11 protein-coding genes and 2 pseudogenes are annotated in these 15,683 nt (G+C 63.1%); 5 read left to right on the top strand and 8 right to left on the bottom strand.

Annotated features, from left to right (window positions below):
* Positions 1–103: 103 nt before the first annotated feature.
* The 5 genes and pseudogenes from AC1DW2_RS38085 to AC1DW2_RS38105 form a co-directional block, all read right to left on the bottom strand.
* Positions 104–898: a CarD family transcriptional regulator gene (locus AC1DW2_RS38085; RefSeq protein WP_084794942.1), complete on the bottom strand. Its 795-nt coding sequence runs from the start codon at positions 896–898 to the stop codon at positions 104–106.
* 345 nt (positions 899–1,243) lie between these two features.
* Positions 1,244–1,582, bottom strand: coding sequence for a ferredoxin FdxA (gene fdxA / locus AC1DW2_RS38090; protein WP_063980643.1), 339 nt, complete (start codon positions 1,580–1,582; stop codon positions 1,244–1,246).
* A 132-nt stretch (positions 1,583–1,714) separates the two neighbouring features.
* Positions 1,715–1,984: pseudogene (locus AC1DW2_RS38095) on the bottom strand (RNA-binding S4 domain-containing protein); the annotation flags it as partial.
* Positions 1,985–1,994: 10 nt separating this feature from the next.
* Positions 1,995–5,381 carry a helicase-related protein gene (locus tag AC1DW2_RS38100; protein ID WP_477008566.1) on the bottom strand — a complete coding sequence of 1,129 codons (3,387 nt, stop codon included), beginning with the start codon at positions 5,379–5,381 and terminating at the stop codon, positions 1,995–1,997.
* A 787-nt stretch (positions 5,382–6,168) separates the two neighbouring features.
* Positions 6,169–7,011 carry a DUF3108 domain-containing protein gene (locus AC1DW2_RS38105; RefSeq protein WP_441496798.1) on the bottom strand — a complete coding sequence of 281 codons (843 nt, stop codon included), beginning with the start codon at positions 7,009–7,011 and terminating at the stop codon, positions 6,169–6,171.
* Between the two features lie 509 nt (positions 7,012–7,520).
* On the opposite strand from AC1DW2_RS38105, the gene rpmB reads away from it, so the two are divergent.
* Positions 7,521–7,832, top strand: a complete 312-nt coding sequence (gene rpmB / locus AC1DW2_RS38110) for a 50S ribosomal protein L28 (RefSeq protein ID WP_063980641.1) — start codon at positions 7,521–7,523, stop codon at positions 7,830–7,832.
* A 149-nt stretch (positions 7,833–7,981) separates the two neighbouring features.
* On the opposite strand, the gene AC1DW2_RS38115 is transcribed toward rpmB, so the two are convergent.
* Positions 7,982–8,413, bottom strand: a complete 432-nt coding sequence (locus tag AC1DW2_RS38115; protein ID WP_166346198.1) for an ASCH domain-containing protein — start codon at positions 8,411–8,413, stop codon at positions 7,982–7,984.
* On the bottom strand, positions 8,406–10,553 hold the full coding sequence (locus tag AC1DW2_RS38120; RefSeq protein ID WP_477008572.1) for a GNAT family N-acetyltransferase: 2,148 nt from the start codon (positions 10,551–10,553) through the stop codon (positions 8,406–8,408). Before AC1DW2_RS38120 ends, AC1DW2_RS38115 begins: the two co-directional genes overlap by 8 nt.
* A gap of 164 nt (positions 10,554–10,717) precedes the next feature.
* On the opposite strand from AC1DW2_RS38120, the pseudogene AC1DW2_RS38125 reads away from it, so the two are divergent.
* The 3 genes and pseudogenes from AC1DW2_RS38125 to ftsZ all read left to right on the top strand — a co-directional run.
* A pseudogene (locus tag AC1DW2_RS38125) lies at positions 10,718–10,903 on the top strand (phospholipase effector Tle1 domain-containing protein); the annotation flags it as partial.
* Between the two features lie 117 nt (positions 10,904–11,020).
* Positions 11,021–11,632, top strand: a complete 612-nt coding sequence (locus AC1DW2_RS38130) for a hypothetical protein (protein ID WP_441496796.1) — start codon at positions 11,021–11,023, stop codon at positions 11,630–11,632.
* Positions 11,633–11,682: 50 nt separating this feature from the next.
* A complete protein-coding gene (gene ftsZ, locus AC1DW2_RS38135) occupies positions 11,683–12,945 on the top strand; it encodes a cell division protein FtsZ (protein WP_346016144.1) in 1,263 nt (420 codons plus the stop codon).
* A gap of 303 nt (positions 12,946–13,248) precedes the next feature.
* On the opposite strand, the gene AC1DW2_RS38140 is transcribed toward ftsZ, so the two are convergent.
* Entirely contained in the window at positions 13,249–13,908 is a 660-nt protein-coding gene (locus AC1DW2_RS38140; protein ID WP_135216439.1) for a nucleotide exchange factor GrpE, read from the bottom strand.
* A gap of 165 nt (positions 13,909–14,073) precedes the next feature.
* Here AC1DW2_RS38140 and AC1DW2_RS38145 point away from each other — a divergent pair, with 165 nt between their 5' ends.
* Entirely contained in the window at positions 14,074–15,411 is a 1,338-nt protein-coding gene (locus AC1DW2_RS38145) for a DUF2235 domain-containing protein (protein WP_441496795.1), read from the top strand.
* The last annotated feature ends 272 nt before the right edge of the window (positions 15,412–15,683 follow it).

Consider the following 15,683-nt stretch of genomic DNA (forward strand, 5'->3'; position numbering starts at 1 on the left):
TGCCAACGCACGGGTCGCACCGTCGCAAAGCCTGATCCACTCAAAACAAAAAAGCCCGGCCAACCGGCCGGGCTTTTGATTGCTTGCGATCGACGCGAGACGCTTACGCGGCCTCGTCAGCGACGGCGGTGTCGTCGCCATCGGTATCGCCGTCGGCATCCGCCTCGCCCTCGCCGTCGGCGGCTTCCGCCTTGGCGTTGGTGCGGCGCGGGCTCTTGGCGAGCTGGGCCTCGATCTCCTTGACCGCTTCGGTCTCGGTCGAGTGCTGCACAACCGCGATCTCGCGGGAGAGACGATCGAGCGCCGCTTCATAGAGCTGGCGTTCAGAGTACGACTGCTCGGGCTGCGACTCGGAACGGTAGAGGTCGCGCACGACTTCCGCGATCGCGACGATGTCGCCCGAATTGATCTTTGCTTCGTATTCCTGGGCGCGGCGCGACCACATGGTGCGCTTGACGCGGGCGCGGCCCTTCAGCGTCTCCAGCGCCTTCTTCACCAGCGCGGGGTCGGACAGCTTGCGCATGCCGACATTCGCGACCTTGGCGGTCGGCACGCGCAGCGTCATCTTGTCCTTGATGAAATTGATGACGAACAGCTCGAGCTTCGCACCGGCGATCTCCTGCTCCTCGATGGCCAGGATCTGGCCAACGCCGTGAGCGGGATAGACGACGAATTCGTTGGCCTTGAAGCCCTGGCGCTGGGTCACGACCTTCTTTTCCTCGACCTTCGGCGCGGGTGCAGCAGCCTTCACGGCCGGCTTCGCAGCAGCAACGGGGGCTTTGGCAGGGGCGGCAGCAACAGGAGCCTTCGGAGCAACGGGCTTGGCAGCGGAAGCCTTGGCAGCAGCAGGCTTGGCAACGGTCGCTTTCGCGGCCGGTTTGGCAGTCTTGTGAGGCATTGCGCTTCTTTTGTTCTTCGAGGACTTTGCAGCCGGTGCCTTAGTCGCGGTCCGACCCTTGGATGCGCTACGGCTGGCCGCGGCGACTTTTTTGGCCTCCTTATGGGAAGCCCTCGCTGAAGTACTCTTTTTACGCGTTTTCTGTGACACAGCCTGCGCGCGGAAACTGCCACGCCCCTGTTCGACATTTGGTTTCACGGGAACCCAACGGGGCCAACTGGGCTGACGGGGGTTCAGCTTAATGTGCTCAATATAGCACATTTCCCGCAAAAATCAATGATTTAGGGGTCTTGAGGGCTGGTTTTCGGCGCTGACGAAGGTATTAGGGTTAAGTTTGGGCGAGAATTAGTCTCCTGAGCCCGGGTTCGGAGAAAAATATTTCTCGAACTTTCCTTCCTGGCCGTCGAATTCCTTCGCGTCGGGGGGTGATTCTTTCTTCTGGGTGATGTTCGGCCAGCTTTTGGCGTAGTCGGCGTTGACCTGGAGCCACTTTTCGAGGCCCGGTTCCGTGTCCGGCTTGATGGCGTCGGCGGGGCATTCCGGCTCGCACACGCCGCAGTCGATGCATTCGTCAGGATGGATGACGAGCATGTTCTCGCCCTCGTAGAAACAGTCGACCGGGCAGACCTCGACGCAGTCGGTATACTTGCACTTGATGCAGGCTTCAGTGACGACGTAAGTCATCCAACGCTCCGAAAAGCTCTTTTAAAAGTCGCGGCTTGCGTAGCGCGGATGGCCCGGCGCCGCAAGGTCGGGAACGGCCGATCATGACGGCTTTACGCGTTTGATCGACCAAGAAATGAATTCAAAGCGCAATTAATTGCGCTTTGCTTCGCTCAGCTCCTCGTAGAGCACTCGGGCCGAGGCGGCATCGCCGCGGCGCTCGTTGAAAGCGGTTACTTTCAACACGCGCACGGTGCGATCGAGCGCGATGGTGATCACGTCGCCGATCTTGATCGCATGGCCCGGCGACTTCTCGCGTGTGCCGTTGATGCGAACGTGGCCGGACTCAACGAGCTCGGCCGCGGAGGTGCGCGCCTTCACCACCCGCGCGTGCCACAGCCATTTGTCGAGACGCTGCCGCTCGGTCGTGGGATCACTCCTTGCGACCGGACAGCTGCTCTTTCAGCGCAGCGAGCTTTGCGAAGGGCGAGTTCGGATCGGCCGGACGATCGCGCTCGCGCGGGTTCGCGCTCGAGGCGTAGGGGCGCAGCGACGGCCCGCCCTGGCGGTCGCGGCCCTTGTCGCGGTCACGACCGCGATTGTCGCGGCCCTTGTCGCGATCGCCGCCGAACTTGCCCTTGTTGCGATCGCGATCCTTGTTGTCGCGATCCTTGCCCTCGAAGCGGCGGTTCTTGTCGTCGCGCCCCTCTGGACGCGGCGCACCTTCACCGCCACCCTCGCGCGGCTTGCGGAAATCCCTGGCCCCATCCCTGCGATGACCGCCGTGACGATGGCGCTCATTGCGCTTCTCGCCGTCGGCTGACTGCGCGGCCTCGCCTTCGGCGGGGGCGGCGCCAGCTTCGGCACCGGCCTGCYGCGGGCGCTGATTGTGGTGACGCTGATGGCGATGGCGCTCGTGGCGCGGCTTGCGATCGTCGTGACGGCCGCCGGGACGCCAGACCTCGACGAGCTCGGGCTCGCCAGGCGCAGCGGCAGCCTCGACCGGCGCGGCGGCATCGGCGGATGCAGCGGCTTCCGTTGCAGCGGCCTCGGCGGGAGCGGCTTCCACCGCCTCGGTGGGCGCGGCAGCCTCTTCCGCCGGCGGCGCGATGCCGGGGGCATCCTCGGGCGTGACGGGGGCATCAGGCGATGCTTCAAGCGCCGGCTCTTCATGCGCGGGCTCGTCGTGCTGCTCCATGCCGGGCGCGTCTTCGACGGTGACAGGCTCGGCGGCGGCTTCGATCGCGGTGTCCGCGCTTGCGGCGGCGTCATCGGTCGCGGTCGGTTCAGTCGGAGCCTCTGCGCTTGCTTCGGCAGCCGGCGTCTCCGCAGCGGCAGCCACCTGCTTCGGCGGCAGCGGCGCACGCTTCTCCATGCGATAGCCGAGCGCACGCAGCACCGAGGCGAAATCCTCGCCGGCCGAGCCGGTGAGCGAGGTCATCGCCTGCGTCACCACAAAGCTGCGGCCGTCGAACGCGCCGGCGGGCTTTTCGCCGGGCGAGTTCTCGCGCCAGGCCAGCGCCGGGCGGATCAGATCGGCGAGCCGCTCCAGAATGTCGACGCGCACGGCGCGCTCGCCGGCCTGCTTGTAGCCGAGCACGCGATAGGCATCGCGCGGCAGCTGCTTGTCGACCGGGAACGAGGTGCGGCCCGAAGATGCCAGATGCTGCGCGCCCGACAGCGAGGACAGATCGACATTGTCCTGCTTCAGCGCCCACAGCAGTGCTGCCAGCGCGCGTCCGGCGGGCTTCAAGAGGCCGGGGAAATAGATGTGATAGGCGCCGAAACGGACGCCGTATTTGCGCAACACGGCGCGCGAGGGCTGGTCGAGATCCTTCAGCTCGTTGGCGATCTTGGGACGCTCGAGCACGCCGAGCGCCTCGACCAGCTGATAGGCGATGCCGCGGGCAATGCCGGTGACGTCCTCGGCCTTCGACAGCTCGAACATCGGCCCAAGCAGCTTTTCGATATGGGTCTTGAGCCAAAGCTCGAGCCGGGCCTGCACCTTCTCACGCGGCGCACCGGTGAGGCGCTCGTCGGAGATGATGCGGATGCGCGGATGCAGCGCCTCCTCCGCGGCAGACAGGCGCGCCACGGCATCGCCGGTCCAGCGGATGGTGCCTTCCGAGGTCAGCACGAACTGATCGTCCGGCGCATTGCCCAGTTTTTCGGCCCGCGCGTTGATCTCGCCGGCGAGCACCGCTTGCGCTGCAGCCTGCAAGGCTTTCGCATCGGAGCCTGCTTCCGCCGCATCCGGTGCAAAGGTGAAGCCATCGAGGCGGCCGATGACATGGCCTTCGACGATGACTTCGCCGGTCTTGCCGATTTCAGTATTCAAGCTCGTGTTCTCCCGCAGGCGGCGCATCAATACACTGGTCCGGCGATCAACGAAACGCTCAGTCAAGCGTTCATGGAGCGCATCCGATAATTTATTTTCGACCTCGCGGGCGATCCCCTGCCAGCGTTCGGGGTCTTTCAGCCAGTCCGGGCGGTTGGCGACGAAGGTCCAGGTGCGGATCTGGGCGATCCGGGCCGACAGCGTGTCGATGTCGCCGTCGATGCGGTCGGCCTGGTCGACCTGGGCCGCGAACCAGGAATCGGGGATGCAGCCCTTCTGCATCAGGAAGCCGTAGAGCGTGGTCACGAGCTCGGCATGGGCGGCCGGCGACAGTTTTCGGTAATCGGGGACCTGGCAGGCCTCCCACAGCCGTTCCACCGCCGCCTTGCCATGCGCGATATCGCGCACCTCGACGTCGCGGGCGGCATGGTCGAGCACGCGCATGTCCTCGGCGATCGGCGCGCGCGTCAGCGCCTCATGGCCGGGCGACTGGTTCAGGGACACCTGGAGCGCGCCGAGCGAGGCGAAATCCAGCTTCGCATTGCGCCATTGCAGCATCTTCACATTGTCGAAGGTGTGGTTCTGCAGCGCGTTGACGAGCTCGGGCTCGAACGGCCCGCAGCGGCCCGTCGTCCCGAAAGTACCGTTGCGGGTGGCGCGGCCCGCACGCCCGGCGATCTGCGCGAATTCGGCCGGCGTCAGGCGGCGGAACTGGTAGCCGTCGAACTTGCGGTCCGAGGCGAAGGCGACGTGGTCGACGTCGAGATTGAGGCCCATGCCGACAGCGTCGGTGGCGACGAGGTAATCGACGTCGCCGTTCTGGAACATCTCCACCTGCGCATTGCGCGTGCGGGGCGACAGCGATCCCAGCACCACGGCCGCGCCGCCATGCTGGCGGCGGATCAGCTCGGCGATGGCGTAGACCTCATCGGCGGAGAAGGCGACGATGGCGGTGCGGCGCGGCTGGCGTGTGATCTTGCGGTCGCCGGCGAATTCCAGCTGCGACAGGCGCGGCCGCGTGATCATAGACACGCCGGGCAGCAGCCGCTCGATGATCGGGCGCATCGTGGCCGCGCCCAACAGCAGCGTCTCGTCGCGGCCGCGGCGGTTGAGGATGCGGTCGGTGAAGACGTGGCCGCGCTCCAGGTCAGACGCGATCTGGACCTCGTCGACGGCGAGGAAGGAGACGTCGAGGTCGCGCGGCATCGCCTCGACGGTGGAGACCCAATAGCGCGGGTTCTTCGGCTTGATCTTCTCCTCGCCCGTGATCAGCGCGACGGCCTCGCTGCCGACCCGTGCGGCGATCTTGTTATAGACCTCGCGCGCGAGCAGCCGCAGCGGCAGCCCGATCACGCCAGAGGGATGCGCGAGCATCCGCTCGATGGCGAGATGGGTCTTGCCGGTGTTGGTCGGCCCGAGCACCGCGGTGACGCCCGCGCCAGGTGCGCGCTCGGAGGCGAAGGGGGAAGAGGAGAAGGCCATGTCTGGGGATTAGGTAGTGGCGATTTGGGCGAATGTCAGTGCTGTTTTGGGGTGTGTTGAGGGCTGGGAGGTGTCGGCCATGTCTCCGAACGCTACGCTGCAGCCAAGCATTCCGCTGTCATGCCCCGGCTTGCCCGGGGCATCCAGTACGCCGCGGCCTGTCCGCTCAACCACAACGGCCTCGGCGTACTGGATCGCCCGGTCAAGCCGGGCGATGACACCGAGCGTGTGGGAGCGCACTCCCCAAACCTCGCGCAACTGTCTCACTTTGCGACGCTTTTCCCGTTGGCTTTAAGCTTCGGAACGACTCTAGAACGAATCGCGGCCGAATCGCTGACTCCCGCTGAAGCCTGTTCCGTTCACGCCACATGTCGCGGGACTCTTATTGGTTGTGCACTAGATGGAGTTTTACCCTGCCGCACAAGCAGCGTTTCGATGACCGGTTCCTTAAAATTGGGGACGACGCGGAGTCGAATCAGAATCGGGCAGGAGTCAAATGGATTCCCGGGATCACGCCCCCCCAAACTCATTTTCGCGAAAACAACCCCATGCACAGTAGACATGCCGTTGAAAGAATTACATTTTTTTCCAGCCAAATTGCCTCCCCGTCATCCTGAGGTGCGAGTGGCGCGGTGCGCAGCATCGCGCCGGGAGCCTCGAAGGATGGACGGCCCGGATGCGGCGGGCATGCCCCTGCGGAAACAGGCGGGCTGTCGCCCTTCGAGGGCCGCTGAAGAAGCGGCCACCTCAGGGTGACGGTCTAAGGAGGGAGTACGCGGCTAAAGCCCTACTGCGTCTTGGCGACCTTTGGCGGCTGGGCCGAGGTGATGAAGCTGGTGGCTTCCAGCATGGCCGGGCCGAGCGGCGTCGGCACTTTGAGCCAGAACGGGACCAGGATGCGCGTGCCCGCAATGGGGGCGAAGGCGATCTCGATGTTGCGCTGGGCGGCGAGATATTTGATCACGGGACGATCGGGGATGTAGCCCGCCACGGGCACGAAATAGAGCGCACAGACCACGACCGGGCCCCTGTAGCCCTTCTCCGCCTTCACGCTCTCCATGCGCTTGAAATCGAGTTTCAGCTCGTAGCGCATGCGGCCGTCGAACACGGGTGCTGCGTTGTGGCAGGCGTCCGGCGTCACGGGGTCACCGGTGCCGGGCACGCGCAGCAGCGAGGCCGTCATCGGATCCCAGACGCCGCGGCGATGCGCGTCGGTGACGACGATGCGGTCGGCATCGACCGGCGGCTCCGGCACGATGCCGAACTCCTTCACGTTGCCCTTGTCGAGCGTGATGCGGATCTCTTCGGTCTTCTTCGAGGTGGTGGTGGAGGCCTGGTAGCCGGTCGCGACCAGCGCGCCGTTGACCACCCTACCTTGCGAGGCGCCGGTGCCGGACCCGCCCGCGAACGATTTCAGCAGCCCCGTGGTGCCGCCGGAGGCCGCAGCCGCGAACACGTCGTCCCCGATGTCGATATTCCAGGCGCCCTTGCCGACGGGAATGCCGGCCAGCGTCGCCTCATACTGCGCCTCGAGCTTGCCCTGCGCCGCCACAGGCTCCGCCCCCCACGCCACGACGAGCCCGCAAAGGGCTGCGAAAGCCAGCCGGCCGGCAGAGCGCGGACTGACCAAGCCTTGGGGCCAAAGTCGGGGGGATGCGAGCACGAAACAATCCAATCGGGGCGCGAACGGTTGTTACTTAAGCCAAAAACCGCGGCAAACAATGTGTCCGGGCGCGGAGGCATGCGGAACTCCACTTGATACTTCGGGGGTGAATACGCCCTTTATGTGATGGTAAGGCACTTCAATCATTGCCGTTTTGGTGATCGTGGGTGTGTCAGGGACGCGCACCTCGCCCCGCCCATTCCGCCGTCATGCCCCGGCTTGACCGGGGCATCCAGTACGCCGTAGCCCCTCGGCTCCAGCCGCTCCGCCGCGGAGTACTGGATCGCCCGGTCAAGCCGGGCGATGACACCTGTTGTGGGGGATGCCGCGGAGCATGAATCCCCGCCCAAAACCTTGACGTCCCGTCCCTTCCCCCCTATACGTCCGCCCGCTCCCTGCAAGGACACAGAATTAGCCCCCGTGGCGCCCAGAATGGCGGCCGCAAATCGTTTGGGGGACAGAAGAGGATTTCTACCATGTCTCGCCGCTGCGAACTGACGGCCAAGGGCCCCCTCGTCGGCCACAAGGTCAGCCACTCCAACATCAAGACCAAGCGCCGCTTCCTGCCGAACCTCGTCAACGTGACGTTCATCAGCGAAGCGCTCGGCCGCAACGTGCGCCTGCGCGTCTCCACCAACGCGGTCAAGAGCGTCGACCACAATGGCGGCCTCGACCCCTTCCTGCTCAAGGCCAAGGCCGACGTCCTGTCGCCGCGCGCCCTCGAGCTGAAGCGCGCCATCCAGAAGAAGGTCGGCCCGACGGCCGCGCCGGCGAAGAAGGCCAGCTAATCCAATTTTGAAATCGGGCGGGGGCTAAGTTGCGTCGCGTGGCGTAGTCTTAGCCAGTAGAGTTTTGCGTCGCGGCCGGATCGAAAGATCCGGCCGTTTTTGTTTCTGGGGAAGACTGAGGATATGAAGCGCAACCCCAATTTGCCTATTCAGGATTTCGCGAGTTTCTCCAAGGCCTCCGCTTCCTTGGAAGTCAGACGAACAAGGACTTGCGGTGGGTGAAAGCCCGCGCGAACTCTTCTCAATTCCCCGAGAGTTATCGGTTGCACCTGTTTTACAGCCGCCAGCAGAATTGCAACGGCTTCCGTGGCTCCGGCGAAGTATTCCGTGAAGGAGGCGTAATCTACGCCGGTCTCGCTTCGATGCTTTTGCCAAATCGTCCGCGGATGAGCACGACTAACACCTGCGATGGTTGCCATGCCAACAACCGCAGCCGTCGGACGGGTCGCGTAAATCCATAAACGAGTGCCTTCGCCTAGCGACGGTATGCGGCGCCTTAGTTCGATAGTCTTCGTTCCGTCAAGGATCGCCGTCGCATATTCGGGATGGATCGAAATGATTGCGTCACTTGCATCAGTCACTTGACCATCCAAGATCCAAAATCTTTCCTAGCAGCATGCTCGGCAAGACAGTCGAGGTTTGCAAATTGGACGCGCCTTCAGCTCCAACGGCCCGGAGGGCTTCGAGTGTTACAAGATTCGGGAATCTTATCAAATTGTCGAAGGAGGTCGCCAAAACCTCAGACGACGTGGTTAGAGCGTCCAAATCTTCCACTACTGCTCGTCGAAAGAGTTCGCCTGAAACTTGCGCTTTAGGCAAGATCGTCGTGTCGACTATGCGAGCAGCCGCGACTATTGCTGCACGCCCGCCGGTTCGCTTGGACTCGTAGAACAGAATTGGCAATCCTGGGCGCATAAGATGCGACGTTCTCGGGCTATTGAAATAGATACGAAGCCCGAGGAATGCTGCCGATGGCCTGCCGAACAAAGCAAGCTGCTCGGCCGTGCCCAATAAATCGTCGGCGAACGATTTTGCGATTGGCACAATCACCCCGTCACGACCCGGCCACGCAATTATCGTAGGGCTTAGGGCCGCTTCGAGCGCAGGCATCTTGACCGACAGGAAGGCGCCATCTGGGGCTTGAATCTCTACAGCCGTCTCGTGCGGGAGATTGTCTGGAAGCGATAGCCCCGTCCTACGCCTCATCTGACGCGCAAGCGGAGACCATGTGTTAGCTGTAAGCGGACGACCTAACGCCACCTTAATCAGAACATCAGGATCGGAGGTCGGTAGAAATCCCCTTAGCTTTGCGGCCTGATTTACTACTGTTTGCCCGGCAATCCTTCGGAGCTCTATCGTTACTGGCCCCGCAAGGCTTGCTTCTCGTATCGACTCATCCAGCAAGTGTTCGGCAAACGTCTCGGACGAAATATGATCCGTCCGGACATGCACCAGCATCTTGGCGGCGGCGTCGATAGCCACCGGAGCCAAATAGAGGCTGGCTCCTACGATCTCCTCGCTTTCAAGTACCGCACGAACTCTGACTTTCCGAGCAGTCGACCTCGTCGGCAGAAATTGCTCAACAAGGATCGTGTTTAGAGATTGAGAGACTAGATATGTTCGAGCCTCAGAAGCTGTTGCCGACGTTGTCTCGCACTGCGTCCCCCGAAGAATGCCTCTCTCAAGCTTGGTGTCCTCTACCGGCACCAACTCGACGAATTCGTCCAAGCTAGCAACGTCGAGACCGACAAGCTCAAGCAGAGACTCTCGTGCGTTGAGAAGATGGGTATCGCTCGTAATGTAACCCGACGCTCGTGCTAACGCAGCCTCCGCCAAATGACGAGCATCACTCAGTGCCTGCTTAGAATTGGCTTGCGACAGACCTGTTTCTTCGAAAACAGCCTTGTGAATGATCGCAGCAAGTCGATCTACTTCGAGCTTCGGCGCGGATGGGATTCTAGGTAGTTGCCGAGCAAGCTGGAGGGTACTGTCTACGGCCTCTCCATGAGAGGTCCGCTCTAACTCCACAATAAATTCCGGAGCCACAGCAAGCCGCACGTGATGCGCCAAAGCAGCACCAAATAGGCGATTGGCGACAGCCGAACGAGCGCGTTGCTTTATAAGGTCGAATAGAACATTGAGGTCAATCGCGTACAACGGGGCTTCAAAAGCACCGGGCGACCGAAGCTTAAGGTTCGCGACTAATTCGTCTCCGGCAGTCGGCGGAGCCATCAACGAGAACAAGCTCGCTGTATCCAACTCTTTCGATCGCAGCACTATGGTACGCTGCCGTGCGGCACCTCCATCTCGAACTCGTCTAGCGACAAATCCCTTCTTCTCATAGAACGCTTGCGCCTCGTCCAAGTCAGAAGCAACTGCAGCGGTAACGTTCAAATACCCGCGGTTCTCAAGATGTGATACGAGTGCATTAACAAGCGCCGATGCAATCCCATTGCGCCTATGAGACGGCGCAACTGCAACCTGCTGCACTCGCGCATTAGGAAACACGCCACTGAATAAAATAAAGCCCGCGATCTCGATTGAATCCGCACTTCTCGCGAACATTGCGAACAGCCGCCGCTGCGCAATCGCATCTCGGTAGGCGGCCTCTGGCAAGAACCCTAGCGCCTCCTTCTCTCGATCAGCTAGAGAACGGATGCTGGACACATGCTCCAACAAGAGCCGCGGATTAGTTTCTATTCGAAGTGAGGTGCCACGCATCAAGAAATCGCACTGAAACAAGATAAGGTCTTGATCAACTAATAGTTGGACCAGCTTCCCCAACCTACTTAACAGAGTCGCCGGCCAATATTCCACGTTCGTCTAATGCGTGCTTTGTAATCTAAGTGCAACTATACTGAGCCGCTGGCATCGCTCAGAGCCGCATCCAGTGGAGCACGCATCCAATCCGAGCCGAAAACCTCGTCGTCCGCTGTGACGACACTGGCAACGAGATCTCCGAAAACATCTCCAACGTCCTGAAGCTCCATCTCTGCCTGCGCAAACTCGACAGGACGCAGCCGCAGCATATCGCGCTCTACGATTCCGGGGGCGGCACGGTGACCGCCCCCGTAAACAACACCCCGCGCGCGTTAACCGTCCGTTAACCAACGCAGCCTAGCCTGCGGCAATCGTCCAGCCATCATTAGCTCGAAATGCCTTCCCGGTTTGCTCCAGGAGAAGCGCCGATGTGCGTTGCGTTGTTGACGTATGCCGATCTCAGTGCCCGCCTCAATATCTCGCGCGAGGCCGCTCGTGCCCTGGCGAGACGTCGCCGTTTGCCGCGCTCGCGGTCGGATGACGGCAAGGCCCTGGTGAGCGTTGATCTCTCCGAACTCCGCTACACGCCCCGCCCGCGACGGGCCCGCCGGGCGGACCACGTCGATGCCTCCCTGGCAAGGGTCGAGGCATTGGAGCCATTTCCGTTCCGACGAGATCGGAACGGGGCTCCAGATTCCTGTTCTGACGCGTTTTCCTTGCGCGAACCGGTACCCACTTCGCTCGAAAACGCTATGGAGACCGAAGCATTCAAGGCGGAGATCGCGCGGCTCGAAGACGTCGCAGCCGCCTACAGGGCCGTGTTCGAGCGCGAGCGCGAGCGCGCCGATCGCCTGGCCGTCGAGCTGCTGCAGGCGGCTGCCGAGACGGCGGCAGCCAATGCGTGGGCGGCACGACTGGAAGACGAAGTGGCGGACTTACGGACCGGTCGCCAGGCTGGCGGCACGACCGCGGGAGCCGCGCGTCGATTGGGACATCTGGCCGCGGCCATCGTGGGCGCAGACCGCGCGGCTCGCAGATAGCACTCGAACCCTTCTCCATCCCGGCCTGCCGGAGCAATCGCGAGGACAGAATGACTGGCATGACCGATATTCACGAGATGAAGGCGCGCATTGTCGTATTCGGGGTCGGCGGCGCCGGCGGCAATGCCGTCAACAACATGATCACATCCGGGCTGCAGGGGGTCGACTTCGTCGTCGCCAATACCGACGCGCAGGCGCTTGCCATGTCGAAGGCGCCACGCCTGATCCAGCTGGGCACCCAGGTCACCGCAGGCCTCGGCGCCGGCTCTCAGCCCGAATTGGGACGCGCCGCAGCCGAGGAGGTCATCGATACGATCCGCGATCAGTTGACCGGCGCGCACATGGTGTTCGTGACGGCCGGTATGGGCGGCGGCACCGGCACCGGGGCTGCACCCATCATCGCCAGGACCGCGCGCGAGCTCGGCATCCTCACGATCGGCGTGGTCACCAAGCCGTTCTATTTCGAGGGCCAGCGCCGCATGCGCTTTGCCGAAGCCGGCATCGAGGAACTGCTGAAGACGGTCGACACCCTGCTGATCATCCCGAACCAGAACCTGTTCCGGGTGGCCAGCGCGAAGACCACGTTCGCCGATGCCTTTGCCCTTGCCGACCAGGTGCTCTATTCGGGCGTGGCCTGCATCAGCGACCTCATCGTCAAGGAAGGCCTGATCAATCTCGATTTTGCCGACGTTCTCTCCGTGATGCGGGAGAAGGGCAAGGCCATGATGGGACGGGGCGAGGCTTCCGGCGAGAAGCGCGTGCTCGCCGCCGCCGTGGCGGCCATTTCCAATCCGTTGATCGAGAACCCCTCGATCAAGCGCGCCAGTGGCCTCATCATCTCCATCACCGGCGGCAAGGATCTCATGCTGTACGAGGTCGACGAAGCCGCGACGCGGATTCGCGACGAGGCCGACCCGGACGCCAACATCATCGTCGGCGCCTCGTTCGACGAAAGCCTCGAAGGCATCGTCCGCGTCTCGGTGGTGGCGACCGGGATCGACAATGTCGACCCGGCGCAGCTGGCGGCGCCGGTGGAAACCGCACTCACGCAGCTCGCCGGCAGGCTGCGCGACGACAGCCGCCGCATCGCCGATCGCATCGAGCAGCGCAGTGCGCCGCTTCCGCAGGTGGAAAGCCCGCCGCTCCGCCCGGCGGCCGGCCGACCCGCAGTGCAACCGGCAAGGCCCGATCCGGAATATGCGCGCCGCGCGGCGCCTCAGCCGCTCGATCCCTACGGCCGCACCTCTCCGCGCAATATAGCCGACGAAGACCTTCTCGACATCCCGGCCTTCCTGCGCCGCTCCGCTAATTGAGCGGGCGCGGGGGAAGCGCGGGGCGATCGCATTTGGTCTTAGTGAGCTCGCGTGCGATGCCCCACAGCGTCATGGCCGGGCTTGTCCCGGCCATCCACGCCTTTCCCACGGCACGAAGAACGTGGATGCCCGGGACAAGCCCGGGCATGACGAGTTTGTGGCCCCGGCTGTGCCGAACCACTGTGATATGAGGCTCTGATATCTCACCGCGAAACGCGTCCTCATCCTGAGGAGCCCGCCGTAGGCGGGCGTCTCGAAGGATAGCCGCAGGCGAGCTTCCGATCTGCGCGGCGCGCCGATCGTTCACGCTGCCGTGCTGCGCGGGGTCTCCGCCGTTTCCCTTTTTTCCGGCTCCTTGTCGCGAGACAGCCATGCCGGGAAGCGAAGCAGGCGATCGTTGCCGTCTTTTGGCGGCTCGATGGGCGGTGCTTCATTGGCCGAACGCGGGAGGTCCAGCACGGCCTGCCCTGCCCGCACCGCATCCGCGCGCTGATCCAGTTCGCGCATCAGGGGATCGAGCACGCTGTCGATTTCGGTCGCCACCGACACGATGAAACTGTTGAGCTCGCGAGCCTCGGGCACGACGGCCGAGGCCGACTCGATCGCCCTGGAGAGACCGTCGACGACCGGTGCGAACGCGCCGGCGGCTTGTTTGATTCGCGTTCTTATCGCTTCGATCTCGGCCAAGACGCGATCACGCTCCCGCCTGGTCTTCTCTTCCGAAAGGCGGGCTTCGATTTCGGCGATCTGAGCCGTGAGAGTCGTGGCTTCGGATGCGAGTGCATCGCGGCGCAGGCGCGCACGATCGAGATCGCGACTGAGATTGTCCACTAGATCGTCCTTCCCGAACATGGCTTTGCTCCGTAGGACAGCCGTGACGCGGACCGCCGGCCCGATCAGCGCATGAAAGGCTGGATCGGCTAAAACAGGCATCAATTTCGGTCGCGTCATATGGGCCGACATGGTGACCCCCACCGTCCTCATTAGGCGACGACATGGTTAACAGGTGGTTAATGTCAACAGATGATGGGGCAATGGGGCACGTTGCCACCGCCGCCGACTTCGTCTCCTCGCTGCCATCCATTTTGGCTATACTCGCCCCGGTAGCATCACCGGGAGGGGCATACCGTGGAGCACGACGACCAGCACAAACCCAAAACGGAGCCGAAAAACCTCGTGATCTGCTGTGACGGCACCGGCAACGAGATCTCGGAGAACATCTCGAACGTCCTGAAACTCTATCGCTGCCTGCGCAAGACCGACAAGACGCGGCCGCGGCAGATGGTGTTTTACGATCCGGGGGTCGGCACGGTGACGGAGCCTTCGACGTGGCACCGGCTCAAGGCCAACGTCAATCTGGTGCTGGGGCTCGCCACCGGCTACGGGCTCGATGACAACGTGCTGTCAGCCTATTGCTTCCTGGTCGAGCATTATGCGCCGGGCGACCGCATCTATCTGTTCGGCTTCTCGCGCGGCGCCTACACCGTGCGGGTGCTGGCGGGGCTGATCCACAAGATCGGGCTGATCTCGCCGGAGCAGGCGAACCTCGCAGGCTCGGGCCTCGTCGCCTACAAGCAATATTCCGGCACCGGGCGCGGCAACGACATCGAGGACCTCAAGGATGTCGCCTTCGACGAGAGCGGGCCGCTGCCGAAGGACGAATTCGACCTCGCCGCCCAGTTCGCGCGCATCACCTCGACGCGCTGGCCGACCATCCACTTCATCGGCGTCTGGGACACGGTGGCGAGCGTGATCGTGCCGCGGCGCGACAATTTCTTCTTCGTGTTCAGCCTGGAGGAGCTCGCCTTCACGCTGCGCAATCCGAGCGTAAAAATCTTCCGGCAGGCGATCGCGATCGACGAGCGGCGCTGCATGTTCCGCCTCAAGGCGTACAAGGAGCCGCAGGAATATTGGAGTAACCGCTATGTGCCCGACGAGAAGAAGGTGCCGCAGGACATCATGCAGGTGTGGTTCGCCGGCGTGCATTGCGACGTCGGCGGCGGCTATCCGGAAATCGAGAGCGGCGAGTCCAAATATCCGCTGATCTGGATGATCGAGGAAGCGGCGAAGGCGGGGCTGAACTTCAACCCGCGCACCGTGAACCAGCTCGCCTGGGGCATCCAGCGCAAGAACTCGCCGTTCCAATACGTCGAGCCTGCCTACACCGGCAAGGTGGGCGAGCTGCACAATTCGATGACGGCGCTCTGGCGCGTGCTGGAATATCTGCCGAAGAGCGCGAAATACAAGGAATGGCCGGAGCGGAAGGTTTTTCTGGGCTTCTACATCCCCGATTGCGAGCCGCGCGTGATCCCCGAAGGCGCCCATGTGCACGAGAGCGTGCTGAAGCGGATGGCGGTGGAGCCGGGCTACCGGCCGGTGAACTTGCCGAAGGATTATGTGACCGTGCCGATGCCGGTGAGGCCGCATGCGGAGGCAGCGGAGACGCCGGAGACGGAGCGAGTGTGAGGTGCCGCCCGAAGCTCGTCATGGGAGGCGGGAGCGCGCCACACGTTCAGCTGTCGTCCCTGCGAAAGCAGGGACCCATAACCACAGGGAGCCGTTTGGCGCGGACCAGTGGCTCGGTACGCCCACCGCCGACAACCCATAGATCACGCGGTATGGGTCCCTGCTTTCGCAGGGACGACAGTGGAGATGGAGACCGCCGCACCCCGCTACCGGCGCTTTCTGCGTTCGCTGCTACTTTTCATTAAAATTCTCGGGCCGCCCTTAGTCGGATC

It is taken from the genome of Bradyrhizobium sp. P3_C3, assembly GCF_056402655.1.

Excerpts from the sequence above, each read along its gene's own strand:
- AC1DW2_RS38140 (WP_135216439.1), bottom strand. The coding sequence starts at position 13,908 with ATGTCGGCCCATATGACGCGACCGAAATTGATGCCTGTTTTAGCCGAT.
- AC1DW2_RS38120 (WP_477008572.1), bottom strand. The coding sequence starts at position 10,553 with ATGCGTGGCACCTCACTTCGAATAGAAACTAATCCGCGGCTCTTGTTG.
- fdxA (WP_063980643.1), bottom strand. The coding sequence starts at position 1,582 with ATGACTTACGTCGTCACTGAAGCCTGCATCAAGTGCAAGTATACCGAC.
- rpmB (WP_063980641.1), top strand. The coding sequence starts at position 7,521 with ATGTCTCGCCGCTGCGAACTGACGGCCAAGGGCCCCCTCGTCGGCCAC.
- AC1DW2_RS38085 (WP_084794942.1), bottom strand. The coding sequence starts at position 898 with ATGCCTCACAAGACTGCCAAACCGGCCGCGAAAGCGACCGTTGCCAAG.
- ftsZ (WP_346016144.1), top strand. The coding sequence starts at position 11,683 with ATGACTGGCATGACCGATATTCACGAGATGAAGGCGCGCATTGTCGTA.
- AC1DW2_RS38130 (WP_441496796.1), top strand. The coding sequence starts at position 11,021 with ATGTGCGTTGCGTTGTTGACGTATGCCGATCTCAGTGCCCGCCTCAAT.